Raw genomic sequence first — 12,585 nt, 5'->3', positions numbered from 1 at the left:
TATGCGATTAGGATCTGAAATCAGCGCCGTGGTCACGGGCGGGGCGTCAGGCCTTGGGGAAGCTACTGCACGGCGTCTCGCAAGCCGCGGCGTCAAGGTCGCCTTGTTCGACCTCAACACCGAGCGTGGCGAGGCATTGGCTCGCGAGATAGGCGGCGTCTTCTGCGAGGTGGACGTAACGTCCGAAACCGAGGTCGACGCGGCTTTTGCGAAAGCGCGTGAACTCCATGGCCAGGAGCGCATCCTCGTCAATTGCGCGGGTGTCGCGAACGCCGTCAAGACTGCATCCACCGACAAGACAACCGGCAAGCCGAAGCATTTCCCAATTAAGGATTTTGAGCGGATCATCCAGATCAACCTGATTGGCACCTTCAGCTGCCTGGCCAAAAGCGCGGCCGGCATGCTGACCCTGGATCCGCTGGCTGACGGCGAGCGCGGCGCCATCGTCAACACAGCTTCCGTGGCCGCGCAGGACGGGCAGATGGGACAGACTGCCTACGCGGCATCCAAGGCCGGTGTCGTTGGCTTGGCGCTGCCTGTGGCGCGCGATCTGATGGCCAACGGTATCCGCGTGAACACCATCCTCCCAGGAATTTTCGAGACGCCGTTGCTGCTAGCACAGCCAGAGAACGTGCGAGTGGCGCTGGCAGCCTCCGTCCCCTTTCCGAAGCGCTTGGGCATACCCGACGAATTTGCAGCCGTGGCAGAGATGATGATTACTACCACCTACTTGAACGGCGAGTCGGTTCGCGTGGACGGCGCCATCCGCATGTCGCCCCGCTAAGAGCAACTATGACCATTGGTTTCACGCCCAAGCGGATGGATGCGGACCTGCGGATGTTTACGCCGCGACGCTCGAATACGTGCTGGAACGCCGGGCTTTTGGCAATCCGCTCAGCGTATTCCAGAACACCAAATACAAGCTGGCCAAAATCGCTACTACCATCGATTTGGCTTGGACCTTCGTGGACAGCAGCGTTACCGATCTGGTGGCCACGGCCAAAGTGTCCATGGTCAAGCTCTGGATGTCGGAGCAGGGCGGGTGCGTCATGAACGAGTGCCTGCAACTTTTCGGCGGCTACGACTTTATGAACAAATACCCCGTAGCGCGCCTGTATACGGATTCGTGTGTGCATCGCATCTACGGCAGAACCAGCGAGAGGAAGCGATTTGGCGCTCCTTGTAAACACAATCAACCACAGAGAAGACTATGACACTCGATGATCTGATGTACCGGCCCAACCTCCTGGACGGGCAACGCATTCTTGTAACTGGTGGAGGCTCGGGTCTCGGCCGCGTGATGGCTGAGGCTTTTGGCCTATTGGGCGCGACGGTTTACATCTGCGGACGGCGTATGTCCGTGCTGGAAGAAACTGCCGCTGAACTGAAGGCCGCCAATGGCTCCAACATTATCCCGGTCGCCTGCGACATCCGCCGCCATGAGGACATTTCAAAGATGGTGGAAACCATCTGGGCCGATGGTGGCGCACTGACCGGCCTGGTGAACAACGCAGCCGGCAACTTTATCAGCCGCACGGAGGACCTGTCGCCCAACGGGTTCGATGCGATCTCCAGCATAGTGTTCCGCGGATCCTTCCTGGTGACGCTTGAATGCGGCAAGCGATGGATCGCTGAAGGGCGCAAGGCCTCAGTGATTTCTATCCTGGTGAGCTGGATCTGGAATGGAGGGCCATTCACCGTGCCTTCGGCCATGTCCAAGGCCGGCCTCAATGCCATGACCCAATCGCTTGCGGTGGAGTGGGGCGGAAAGGGTATTCGCTTCAACGCAATTGCTCCTGGCTTATTCCCCACGGAAGGTATGATGGCCCGGCTCGATCCCAAAGGCGGGACCTTCGACCCCGTCGGCCGCAACCCCATGAAACGTGCTGGCCACATGCCTGAACTTGCAAACCTCGCTGCGTACATGATGTCGCCGGGCGCCGAGTATCTAAACGGCCAGACGATAGGGATCGACGGCGGCGAGTTTCAGGCGACCGGTTCGAACTTTTCTCATCTGACATCCTGGACCGACCAAGATTGGACAACGGCCGCCAGCTTGATGCAGAAAAAGAACTAAGCAAACAAGCAGGCCCGCTCCACGTGAGTTCCGACATGGAGGCACTGGTCAGGGTGGAGTTGCCGCTGGCTTAAGGGTTTGCCTTCGCCGATACCAAGAGACACGCCCTCTTGCCAAGCGTTGCAACGTTCGTTACGCAGGGCCTCCCGGAATTCGCCGCGTATGTCGCAAACGATAGACGCAAATATGAAAACATTCTGCAGGATCTCAACTTGCAGCAAGTTAGATGGGCTTTTGACTCATCAAGGAGGCATACATGACGACGAATAACACGGGCTCCGTGTTGCTGGAGCGGGCAGGGCACATTGCCTACTTGACACTCAACCGGCCCGAAGCCTTGAACGCACTGGACGTACCGATGTCTCTTGCATTTCTGCGGGCATGTGAGGAATTGGCGGCCGATTCCAGCGTGAGAGTGGTCGTGCTCCGGGGAGCCGGCCGCGCATTCGGTGTCGGCGGAGACATTCACGCTATGGCGAAGGACCCGAGCGGAACGGCGTTAACCCTGCTAGGCAACATGAACCCAGCCCTCGAATTGTTGGCCGGAATCGACGCGCCAGTGATCGCATCGGTTCACGGCGTGGTCGCCGGAGGGTCACTCAGTATGATTCTGGGCTGTGATCTGGCTATCGCTGCAGAGGGTACGCGTTTCAACATGGCTTACGCAAACATCGGTGCGAGTGTCGACCTTTCATGTTCCTGGTCATTGCCGCGGCTTGTGGGACTGCGCAAGGCAATGCAGATTGCGCTACTTTCGGAAACCTTCGATTCGGCCGAGGCGCAGGATCTTGGGGTTGTGAATCTGACAGTTCCGGCAGAAGCCCTTGGCGCAAGCACCGATGCCTTGGCGGCTAGGATTGCAAAAGGCCCCACGCTCGCTTATGGCCGAATGAAGCGGCTCATGCGGCAATCACTTGACAACACTCTCAGCAAGCAGCTCAAGGCGGAGCGTGAAGAATTTCTAAGTTTAATCAATACGTTAGATTTCAAGGAGGGATTGCGCGCCTTCATTGAAAAGCGACAGTCTAACTTCACCGGAACTTGAGAAGCGCTTCGGAGCGCTGCACGGAAATCAGTCGATATGTAGTCGTACCGGTCATCAAGTTGCTCCGCGCACGGGGCGGTTTCGGCGTGCCGGCTGAGAGGGTAACGATCCTGACCTACATTTTTTTCTTGGCGATTTAGCCTTTGACGCTTGCGGAAGCGTCATTGAACACACGTTGGCGACCGCGCTTGTCATTGGGTGTGGCCAACCATTGCATGTCACGGTCGAGCCAGATGGTCGGTGCCCCGGGCCTTGAGGGCTGCGTTGTATGCGGACGTCTTGTACTTGATCTTGGGTCGCTCCGCTTGACTCATGCACCGAGCCTACCACTTGTGGACGGGGTGTTTGCGCAACAAAGCCTCGCCAAGCAGGAACTGCGCAAATATCGATAAAGTACAATACCAGCGATTTTCACAATCATCGGTTCCGACGATGCGTCGTAAGGACGGCATCGGGATAATCAAGTCTAAGTCCTCGCCATCATGCGAGCCCTCCCACCCCATAGGAAGCACTATTCATGCCTGAAGCCTATATCGTCACGTCCCTTCGCACCGCCGGCGGCCGCCGCAACGGACGCCTGTCAGGCTGGCATCCTGCAGAAATGGCGGGCCGCGTCCTTAATGGGCTGCTGGACCGAATTTCTTGCGACCCTGCCCTGATCGAAGACGTGATCATGGGCTGTGTCAGTCAGGTCGGCGAGCAGTCAGCCAACGTAGCCCGGATGGCGGTGCTGCACTCGCGGCTGCCATTGACCACGCCGGGCACCACTCTGGACCGGCAGTGTGGCTCGTCGCAGCAGGCCTTGCACTTCGCGGCGCAGGCCGTGATGTCCGGCACCATGGACGTGGTGATTGCCGCTGGCGTCGAGAGCATGTCGCGTGTGCCGATGTTCACCGCATCCACCCTGCCGGAGAAAAACGGCATGGGAAGCTACATGACCCCGCAATTGCAGGAGCGCTTTGGTGTACTGGGGTTCTCACAGTTTGACGGCGCGGAAATGATAGCGCGTAAGTACGGCTTATCACGCGAACAGCTTGATGAATACGCGCTGTCTAGTCATCGTCGCGCCACGGCTTCGACCAAAGCGGGGCATTTCAGGGATGAAATCCTGCCACTGAAAGCACGCAGCCTTGAACATGGCAATTTGGACGAGATGCACCTGTTCGACGAAGGCATTCGCACCGAGACTACGCTCGACCAGATCGCATCGGTCAAGCTGCTCAAGGACGGTGGCGTTATCAGTGCAGCCAATTCCAGCCAGATCTGCGACGGAGCCAGCGGTTGCATCGTTGCCAATGAAAACGGGCTCAAAGCACTTGGCCTGAAGCCCATGGCCCGCATCCATCAGATGACGGTGATCGGCGACGATCCAGTGATGATGCTGGAAGCGCCTATTCCGGCAACCCGGCGCGCTCTGCAAAAAGCAGGACTAAAAATTGACGACATTGACCTCTTCGAAATTAACGAAGCCTTTGCCTCAGTGCCGCTTGCCTGGCTGAAGGCGCTGGGCGCAGACCCCCAACGCATGAATTCCCGGGGCGGATCCATTGCCATGGGCCACCCGCTGGGAGCCTCCGGCACCAAACTCATGACAACGCTGCTGCATGCGCTACAGCAAACCGGTGGTCGCTATGGCCTGCAGGCCATGTGCGAAGCTGGCGGGATGGCGAACGCGATCATCGTCGAGAATCTCTAAATACCAGTCGGAAACCCGACCCTGAATGCCATGACCGAAACCCGGGCTGGAAGATTGACAGCGGAGAAAATGGCGCGCTACACACTTTCGCAATTCCTGTTTTGAATGGAGTTCGTCTCTGAATTGAAACTATCACCGCAACAACGAACGAAAACCGAATGTAATGCACCGGGCGATGACCGCCCGTGTGGCTTCTAACCCTGAGGCCCAACCCCATGATCCCAAGAACTCTCTTTTCAGCCGAGCATGACCTTTTTCGTGAGTCGGCGCGCCGCTTTATCGCGCAGCACGTGACACCCTTCTACAGCGAATGGGAAAAAGTCGGCCAGGTACCGCGCAGCGTTTGGATGGAGGCCGGCAGGCTCGGTCTGCTTTGCTGCAATGTGCCTACCGAATACGGAGGCCCCGGCGGAGATTTCCTCTACAGCACAATTCTGATGGAGGAAATGGCCCGGGAGGGAGCCACGGGTCCCTCCTTCTACATACATTCGGACATTGTCGCACCCTATTTGCTCGAATTCGGCAGTGAACTGCAGAAGACGACGTGGCTGCCCAGGATGGCCAGTGGCGAAGTGGTCACGGCCTTGGCTATGACGGAACCGTCCGGTGGCAGCGACGTGCAGAACATCCGCACGCAGGCCGTGCGTGATGGGGACCACTACATCGTTAATGGGCAAAAGGTCTTTATCACCAATGGTCACAGCGCCGACCTGGTCCTGGTTGCGTGCAAGACAGATCCCCATGCACGCGGCAACGGGATCAGCCTGCTCTTGGTCGAAGCTGGCCTGCCCGGATTTAATCGGGGACGCAAGCTTGAGAAGATCGGCTGCAAGGCCGAGGACACCGCAGAACTGTTTTTCAGCGACATGCGCGTGCCGGTCACCAACCGTCTGGCGGAGGAAGGACAGGGCTTCAAGATCCTTATGACCCAGTTGTCGCAGGAGCGCCTAGTGCAGGCAATCCGCGCAGTCGCCACGTCGGAGGCTGCACTGCAGTGGACCATCGACTATGTCTCGGAGCGCAAGATGTTTGGGCAAACGCTTGGCGATTTCCAGAACACACGCTTCGTCCTCGCACAGTTGCATGCCGAGCTGCAGGCGCAGCGTGTGCTCGTCGACCGCTGCATAGCGCTCCAAGTGGACAGACAGCTTGATCCCGTGGATGCCGCGGCGGCCAAACTGCTGGCTACAGAATTGCAGGGCAAGGTAATGGACCAGTGCCTGCAGCTTTTCGGCGGCTGGGGATACATGTGGGAATACCCGATCGCACGAGCGTTCGTCGATGCTCGTGTGCAACGCATCGGCGGCGGAACGGTCGAAGTGATGAAACAGATCATTGGCAACTCACTGCTTCCGAAGGCGGTGCCGAAAAAGGACTAGTTGTTGAGTTGTAGTAGGTTATTCCCACCAAAACAGGAAGCCGGCCACCTGATGCGTGTGGTGGATGGATTGAATGCGGCGCATGGCCGCGACACCATCCAGCTGGCCCCTGTTGGGCCCTTCAGCCGCGCTGGACGACACGGTTCGAGCATCGCACGCCACTCTATACCACGCGCTGGGATTAATTGCCGCGCGCCCGTGCCTGAGGCTCGGCGACGCTTTAGTCGTGTTTGGCCGCGTCTTGGGGATCCGCATTTGTGGGCCCCTACTTTTTGGGTCGAAACGGGGTGCCTTGCGGTCTACATCGAATGTACGCGATAAAGCCTTATTTTATTTCGTGTTGAAAATAAACCGGATATAGGTTCTGCACCAGAGGCCCATTGAAATCCCAGGTCACGCACTTGCCCAAGTGCTGCGGCGGGCGATTCGGGTCAACTGAGACCGTAGTGTGTTGTGCCGGCAAGGTTTGAAACGCCGCCGTGGCCATATTAAACAGCAACTCTCGTAAATGCACGCAGCCTTTGATTTCTCCCAGGTGGTGTTCGATAGCTTTTCGCCAGCCGGGTCCCATTTTGCTGCCTATCATAAGTTGCATGGGAGCCATAGCTTGTCGACAGGGCCCATGAGGGACATTGTTCATGGCAACGTCAATACCATGCACGACCATTTCGGCATTGATGGTGACTCGAATCAGCATACCGTGTATGGGTTCACCTATCTGCAAGGTACGTTCATTCGGAATCGTGAGCGGGTGGGTTTTCGTATCAAGCAGCTCGCCTTCAATGTCCCACAAACCATCTTCGCGCTCGTATCCACGGTAAATGACTCGGCGGGTGTGCAGTAACTTGCGCTTTTCGGCAGGAGGCAGGGGCACATCAATCTCCTTCAATAATACAGTTTCTTAATTTGGGGCCGCAGGCAAAAATACGTTCAATCAGTTTGCGTTCAGTATTTTGACATCTGCTTACTGAAAAATTACTTCACCATAGCGTTTTTTTAGATACAACTCCGGATGATTAGCCGCAGTGAATTGTGAGCTTGTGCGCCCGGCAAGTTCTTCCTCGACGCTCGTTTGGACCTTTGGGACACCCTTGCATTCCTCGTGGATAATGTCGTTTGTGCGGCATTCATCTGGGTGATCCAGCAGGTACGGCTTGCCCAATGCCCAGGCCGCCGAACTGCTCGGATCATTCTGAAAAAATTCCAATTCGATCATTCTGCGCAGGAAGAGGCGATCGAACATGCGGCTTGAACCACGCCCTGGAGCACCGGATACCATACGCTCGGTGGCAAAGCATCGGAGCGATTTCAAGGTCAAGAATTTTCCGTGCCTGGATCATTTCCTTACCATGGCCTTTGCGCAGCTGACCTGGAGCGAATCGCTGCGCGATTATGCCTTCGACGCCACCACCATCTGCAATTTGTCCACCTTGCCTTGCTTCCCTAATACCATGAAGTATTCGCACACAGCCCTTGGCCGGACCGTATCAGCGGGACAGGACACTAGAAACATCATCCATAAAAACGCTTAATGGTGTCAGCAAGGCCATTCGAACGAATTGACTCTGACATCGCACGTACTGGTTCCGAAAAATGGAGCAATGCGTCAGTTTCAGCACCAGAGATGAATGCAGAGCGAATTCCGCGGTCCTCATAATAGCGATTGACAGAAGATTTTTTGACCGCAAGAACGTCTGGATGAACCCGCGCAATCCTGCTGGATAGCTTCTCCACGGCGTCCACCAACTCATCATGTGGAACGGAGAAGTTTGCCCAGCCCCATTCGACTGCTTTGGCGGCGTTAAACCGAGCGCCGGGGTCAAGTGCCATCATCTTCGCCTGCTTAGGGCCAAGTAGGAAGGCCCAGAAAGGTTCCATAAAACCGCCACCGATGGGGAGAGTGGGCTCTCCGATTACAGCGTTGTCAGCGACAACCGTGAGATCGCAAAGTGATGCAAGCAGCACCGCACCAGCAATGCAAGGACCATGCACTGCCGCAATCGTCGGCTTCGGATGATCCCAGAGAGGCATCAAACACTCGATTTTTTCCCGCAACCGGGTACGCTCCTCAATGATGTTCCGACGCCCCAAACCTCCGATCTCCTCAGCCTCAGGAGAAATATCGTAGCCGGATGAAAAGCCGCGACCGGCTCCTCGGATGCCGATGACCGGTGCCCCCTCGGTCTTAAGAATCCTGAGTACGTCAGAGAATTCAGTAAGCAGCTCGTCGCTCAACGCGTTGAGCGTCTGGGGTCTATCGAGCACGATCCATGTAATCGCACTTTTCTCTTCTATAGTCAAAGTGTTGTATTTAGGGATTGACATTGGAAACGTTCCTTTCTTCTAGATTCAATGCGTTAAAAGTCGCGCTCTGCGAGAGCCTCTCTCGCGATCTCATTAATCGAAGGCCGGTCAACTTTTCCCCCAGCGTTTACAGGAATCTGGTCGAGCGAAACCACGAATTCGGGGAACTTGTACTTCGCCAAATTACGCTCAGTCAAGAAATTCTGGATCTCCTCCACACTGGGTACTGCATGGCCTGCCGCTGCACTGATTACGGCACATGCGCGCTCACCCAACCTGTCGTCAGGGACACCTACGACGACTACGCTCTCGATTGCTGGATGTTCGTTTAGCAGCAACTCGATCTCGGCAGGGAAAATGTTATGCCCACCTCGAAGAATCATCTCCTTGATCCGTCCAACGATGCTGAGGTACCCGTCGTCATCGATGACTCCGATATCGCCAGAGTGGAAGTAGCCACCGTGCCAGGCCTGCACGTCCATTTCCCCTTGGTTCAGATATCCGAAGGACTTCGATGGGCCATGCCAAACGACCTCGCCAGAAGTGCCGGGTGGAGCGACCTGCCCGTTTGTCAAGATTTTTACATCATGCCCTCGGGCAATACGCCCCACAGTGCTAAAGCGTTGTGTTTCGGGAGTGTCGAGGTCCGTGCATGCGGCGATGCCACCGTCACTTGCCCCGTAGACCTTGTGCATCCGGCACCCAAAACGACGCTCGAAATCTCCGGCAACGTTCGGTGGGAGTGGGGCACCGCCGGTGAGAACGACTCGCAGTGATCTTAAGTTGAACTTCTCTACAGGATGATCGAGCATCATTAGCATCTGAGTCGGAACAGCGACAGCCACGGTCACGTTAAGGTCACGCAACTTCGTGAGTGCCGCCTCAGGTGACCAGTGCTGCAATAGGTTAGCCTGCGCACCAACAGAAAGTGCTGCCAGGATTGGATAAACGTATCCCGTTGATCCGATGTTGGCCGGAGCAATCGCTAAGGTAATGTCGTTCGAACTAAGGCCGTATGCGTGACCAGCTGTGCTGACACCTTGGGTGTACAGGTTGTTGAAGCTATGAAGCGCGATCTTGGGGATTCCAGTCGAGCCCGATGAGCACATTGCCAACTGCGGGTCATTCGCCTTAGATGTCCGGTGCCGAACTTCTTTCGGGTCAAGCGGGCGGGCTTCTTTAACGAGCGCATCGAGTGTCTCGAGGCTGATGGCTTCTCGCAATGAGGCGACACGGTTGACATAGGATGCTGCGGCGGCAGTGCGGTCATACGAGTCATCTGTCGTGTGGATCAATAGTCCGGCCCGCGAAGTAGAGAGCAGGGGCAGCATCTCAGCATCGCGCCATTGCGGTGATACTGGGGCTAGGATCGCACCGATCCACGCCAACGCGGCATGCATGGCGGGCAGGTGCAACGTATTCATCGATTGCAATGCAACGACTTCTCCGCGGTCTACACCAAGGTCAAGCAGCGTGCGGGCTAGCCGCAGCACGTAATCGTTGAGTTCCAGATAGGTCCAGGACCGAGTCCCATCGCTGATTGCTGGCTGTGCTGGCGTCGTTTTAGCAAAGTAACTGATCCGATCATGCAATGACTGATCCGTCCAGATACCGGTTCGTAAATATTCATTCGCCTCCTTCTCGTCGTTAACGCGCATGTACATTGGCGCCTCTAATTGGTTCATTATGTACCTCCGGCAAAGTATATGTCTGAAGTGAAACATCACACCCTTTTTTAGTGGGCTTAGTCTGGGGATGAGACGGCTCTACTCTGGTAGCCTGCGGAAGCAGGGGGCCTATGCATCACATAGGTGGCGAAGGCACCAATCAGACAGGCACCCAAGCAGAGCACCCCAATACCCCAGATACCGAATATGGTATCTGCCAGAACCACGGCGGCTAAAGGTACAAAACCAGTGACGATGCCAGCCAGCTGTATGCCGAGCGAGCCTGCGGTATAGCGCACCTCCGGGGGCAAGCACGACACCAGGAAAGCCGGCCAGATCCCGTTGACCGCCGCATAACCGATACCCGCGAATCCCAACATTGATATGGATATGAGCGGCATGCTCCGGCTATTAAGCGCGGCGATGAACACGATCATCAACAGTCCCAACGTGACGAGGCTGGCAGTCAATAGTCTGCGCCGCCCCAATCTGTCTGAAAGCGCGCCCCACACCGGGTTCATCAGGACCACGAGCAATGACGCAGCAGACACCACCCAGAGGTAGAAGGACTTATCCATTCCAAGAGTGCCGACCGCATAGCTCAAGCCGTAAACCGTGACGATGTACCATGAAGCTAACAGTCCAAACAGCATACATCCCAGTCCGAAGATCGTTTGCCAATGGTTCTTGATAGCCAATTGAATCGGAAGCTTGCGTTTCGTTTTAGGAGCTGCGCCCTTCTCGAAATCCGGTGTCTCGTCCAGTCTGCTACGGATCATTAAACCGACAATCAGGATGACGACGCTCAGTAGAAACGGAATTCGCCATCCCCAGGCTTCAAACTGCTCTTGGGGAAGTTGCGTGACGAGGGCGAACACGACGGTGGCCAGGAGACCGCCCGCTGGACCGCCGGCGGTCGAAAAACTCCCGTAGAAACCACGCTTATTTTCAGGAGCATGCTCCACAGAGACCAAGACCGCCCCGCCAAGTTCGCCACCAATCGCAAGTCCCTGACAGAGACGCAACAGGACCAGCAGCACCGGGGCTAGCGCCCCGGCAACAGCATAAGTCGGCAAGAGCCCAATAAGAAAAGTTGCACTACCCATCAACCATATCGTGCCCAACAGTGCCGCTCGACGGCCGAACCGATCGCCGATGTGCCCGAACAGCACGGCACCCAGAGGGCGCGCCACGTATCCGCTAGCGAAGGCGCCAAACGAGAGTATCAGAGCGACTTTCGGGGAGGTAGTATTGCTAAAGAACAATTTGCCGAACACCAAAGCGGCAGCCGTGCCATAAATGAAGAGGTCGTAGTACTCCAGGACCGTGCCGACGAAGGCCGCTCCCGCTCCACGGCGCGCATTGCCGTTATCGCGTTCAGCAACGTCGCTAGTACTATCCATGGACTGAACGTTAGTTTTCATACCTCCTCCTTAAATAAATTTTGGGGGCGAACCTGATGTTCAGAGCTTTGAAATAAGAGGCACACGGCTTGGGCATCCCCAGTCGCCGTGCCGGGCCATACACTCCCGCACGCAGCACCTGCTGTTAGAAAACCCAGTACTCGGTCTGGGGAAGGTCGATTTAAGTCACACATACTTTTTGGATCCTATGTTGTTTTTGTGAGTACTCAACTCTAGATGTCCTTTTCGATATGTTCATCGTCAATATCGACGATTCGGCACAATCAGCCTGTCTGTCGGACTTGGGGTATGGTGCGCAACGGAACAGAAACTGCGGTTAAGTTTTAAAGAACCTCTGAATAAGTGTAACTGTCCAGTAATCCCATCTTGAGCCAGGCGCTGCTGCCTGGAGGATCGGTCGAAGCGTGGATCCAATTTCGCGGACTATCAGGTATGGATTATTTATGGCCGAGCCGGAAGTGGATTACCAGCATTGGACTGGATCCACCCGTCTATGCCACTCACTCAATGAGACGGAGCAAGGCAACATTGATCTACAAGAAGACCAAAAATCTGCGTGCAGTCCAGTTGCTATTGGGCCACACAAATATGTCCAGTACCGTGAGATACCTTGGTGTCGAGGTGGAGGATGCTCTGGAGATAGCCGAGAGCATTGAGGTCTGATTGCTGTAATGCGGCCCTTCAACCCGGATTGCCGGGAGTCGAAACCGCTCTCGGACTCAGTCGTTGATCATGTGTTGTGTTTTCCCAGGCTCCTCCAATGCCCTAAACAGTTCCGGACGTTCGCTTTGCGACCCAAGCGGCCATTAAATGGTAACAATCGCAGCCCTATAAATGGTGTCATGCTCAAAATAGCCTGCCGCAGCGATTATCAGCGCCTGAGCCGACTCTATGGTCAATCTCTGGCCCGTTGAACTAAGCCTGAACAGAAGCAAGGGCGCCCGGGGCCCGGACGAGTGGTTGCCACCGTCTGGCCAGTGCGGATACGTAGCC

The 12,585-nt window shown here is 56.1% G+C and carries 11 protein-coding genes and 3 pseudogenes; 8 read left to right on the top strand and 6 right to left on the bottom strand.

Annotated features, from left to right (window positions below; all coding sequences use genetic code 11):
• Nucleotide 1 precedes the first annotated feature (1 nt).
• The 4 genes and pseudogenes from NLU14_RS11405 to NLU14_RS11390 all read left to right on the top strand — a co-directional run bounded on the left by NLU14_RS11405 (nt 2) and on the right by NLU14_RS11390 (nt 3,122).
• Complete coding sequence (locus tag NLU14_RS11405; protein WP_275706525.1) at nt 2-784, top strand: SDR family NAD(P)-dependent oxidoreductase; 783 nt, start codon at nt 2-4, stop codon at nt 782-784.
• A 67-nt stretch (nt 785-851) separates the two neighbouring features.
• A pseudogene (locus tag NLU14_RS11400) lies at nt 852-1,214 on the top strand (acyl-CoA dehydrogenase family protein); the annotation flags it as partial.
• Complete coding sequence (locus NLU14_RS11395; RefSeq protein WP_275706523.1) at nt 1,211-2,077, top strand: SDR family oxidoreductase; 867 nt, start codon at nt 1,211-1,213, stop codon at nt 2,075-2,077. The pseudogene NLU14_RS11400 and the gene NLU14_RS11395, both read left to right, overlap by 4 nt.
• Nucleotides 2,078-2,333: 256 nt before the next feature.
• On the top strand, nt 2,334-3,122 hold the full coding sequence (locus tag NLU14_RS11390; RefSeq protein WP_275706521.1) for an enoyl-CoA hydratase/isomerase family protein: 789 nt from the start codon (nt 2,334-2,336) through the stop codon (nt 3,120-3,122).
• A gap of 154 nt (nt 3,123-3,276) precedes the next feature.
• On the opposite strand, the pseudogene NLU14_RS11385 reads toward NLU14_RS11390, so the two are convergent.
• Nucleotides 3,277-3,436 (bottom strand): annotated as a pseudogene (locus NLU14_RS11385) (IS5/IS1182 family transposase); the annotation flags it as partial.
• Between the two features lie 203 nt (nt 3,437-3,639).
• On the opposite strand from NLU14_RS11385, the gene NLU14_RS11380 reads away from it, so the two are divergent.
• Nucleotides 3,640-4,818: an acetyl-CoA C-acetyltransferase gene (locus NLU14_RS11380; RefSeq protein WP_275706518.1), complete on the top strand. Its 1,179-nt coding sequence runs from the start codon at nt 3,640-3,642 to the stop codon at nt 4,816-4,818.
• Between the two features lie 215 nt (nt 4,819-5,033).
• Nucleotides 5,034-6,197 (top strand): acyl-CoA dehydrogenase family protein, encoded by a 1,164-nt coding sequence (locus tag NLU14_RS11375; protein WP_275706516.1) that lies wholly within the window; start codon nt 5,034-5,036, stop codon nt 6,195-6,197.
• A gap of 325 nt (nt 6,198-6,522) precedes the next feature.
• Here the strand turns inward: NLU14_RS11375 and NLU14_RS11370 are convergent, their stop codons facing one another.
• Together NLU14_RS11370 and NLU14_RS11365 are read right to left on the bottom strand one after the other, a co-directional pair.
• The gene (locus NLU14_RS11370; protein WP_275706514.1) at nt 6,523-7,086 is read right to left on the bottom strand and encodes a DUF2889 domain-containing protein; all 564 of its coding nucleotides are present in this window, start codon (nt 7,084-7,086) and stop codon (nt 6,523-6,525) included.
• A gap of 75 nt (nt 7,087-7,161) precedes the next feature.
• Nucleotides 7,162-7,515, bottom strand: coding sequence for a hypothetical protein (locus NLU14_RS11365; RefSeq protein ID WP_275706766.1), 354 nt, complete (start codon nt 7,513-7,515; stop codon nt 7,162-7,164).
• Here NLU14_RS11365 and NLU14_RS23120 point away from each other — a divergent pair.
• Entirely contained in the window at nt 7,439-7,729 is a 291-nt protein-coding gene (locus NLU14_RS23120; protein WP_420845058.1) for a DUF4372 domain-containing protein, read from the top strand. The two genes, NLU14_RS11365 and NLU14_RS23120, sit on opposite strands and share 77 nt — an antisense overlap.
• Here NLU14_RS23120 and NLU14_RS11355 read toward each other — a convergent pair.
• Genes NLU14_RS11355 through NLU14_RS11345 form a run of 3 tightly spaced genes read right to left on the bottom strand, consistent with a single transcriptional unit; the run spans nt 7,710 to nt 11,592 of the window.
• Nucleotides 7,710-8,522, bottom strand: coding sequence for an enoyl-CoA hydratase/isomerase family protein (locus NLU14_RS11355; RefSeq protein WP_275706512.1), 813 nt, complete (start codon nt 8,520-8,522; stop codon nt 7,710-7,712). The two genes, NLU14_RS23120 and NLU14_RS11355, sit on opposite strands and share 20 nt — an antisense overlap.
• A gap of 32 nt (nt 8,523-8,554) precedes the next feature.
• Nucleotides 8,555-10,186, bottom strand: a complete 1,632-nt coding sequence (locus NLU14_RS11350) for a class I adenylate-forming enzyme family protein (RefSeq protein ID WP_275706511.1) — start codon at nt 10,184-10,186, stop codon at nt 8,555-8,557.
• Nucleotides 10,187-10,245: 59 nt separating this feature from the next.
• A complete protein-coding gene (locus NLU14_RS11345) occupies nt 10,246-11,592 on the bottom strand; it encodes an MFS transporter (RefSeq protein WP_275706509.1) in 1,347 nt (448 codons plus the stop codon).
• Nucleotides 11,593-11,985: 393 nt separating this feature from the next.
• Between NLU14_RS11345 and NLU14_RS11340 the strand changes: the two are divergent.
• A pseudogene (locus NLU14_RS11340) lies at nt 11,986-12,255 on the top strand (tyrosine-type recombinase/integrase); the annotation flags it as partial.
• Nucleotides 12,256-12,585: the final 330 nt, after the last annotated feature.

Origin of the sequence: Marinobacter iranensis (assembly GCF_029207565.1) — a bacterium.
Taxonomy (GTDB): Bacteria; Pseudomonadota; Gammaproteobacteria; order Pseudomonadales; family Oleiphilaceae; genus Marinobacter; species Marinobacter iranensis.
The sequence above is the reverse complement of the archived record's forward strand: the minus strand, read 5'-3'. Positions and strand labels throughout refer to the sequence as shown.

Bases quoted from the DNA above. Each gene is read 5' to 3' on its own strand.
- NLU14_RS11375 (WP_275706516.1), top strand. From the start codon at position 5,034: ATGATCCCAAGAACTCTCTTTTCAGCCGAGCATGACCTTTTTCGTGAG.
- NLU14_RS11405 (WP_275706525.1), top strand. From the start codon at position 2: ATGCGATTAGGATCTGAAATCAGCGCCGTGGTCACGGGCGGGGCGTCA.
- NLU14_RS11395 (WP_275706523.1), top strand. From the start codon at position 1,211: ATGACACTCGATGATCTGATGTACCGGCCCAACCTCCTGGACGGGCAA.
- NLU14_RS11350 (WP_275706511.1), bottom strand. From the start codon at position 10,186: ATGAACCAATTAGAGGCGCCAATGTACATGCGCGTTAACGACGAGAAG.
- NLU14_RS23120 (WP_420845058.1), top strand. From the start codon at position 7,439: ATGCGGCTTGAACCACGCCCTGGAGCACCGGATACCATACGCTCGGTG.
- NLU14_RS11355 (WP_275706512.1), bottom strand. From the start codon at position 8,522: ATGTCAATCCCTAAATACAACACTTTGACTATAGAAGAGAAAAGTGCG.
- NLU14_RS11345 (WP_275706509.1), bottom strand. From the start codon at position 11,592: ATGAAAACTAACGTTCAGTCCATGGATAGTACTAGCGACGTTGCTGAA.
- NLU14_RS11390 (WP_275706521.1), top strand. From the start codon at position 2,334: ATGACGACGAATAACACGGGCTCCGTGTTGCTGGAGCGGGCAGGGCAC.
- NLU14_RS11380 (WP_275706518.1), top strand. From the start codon at position 3,640: ATGCCTGAAGCCTATATCGTCACGTCCCTTCGCACCGCCGGCGGCCGC.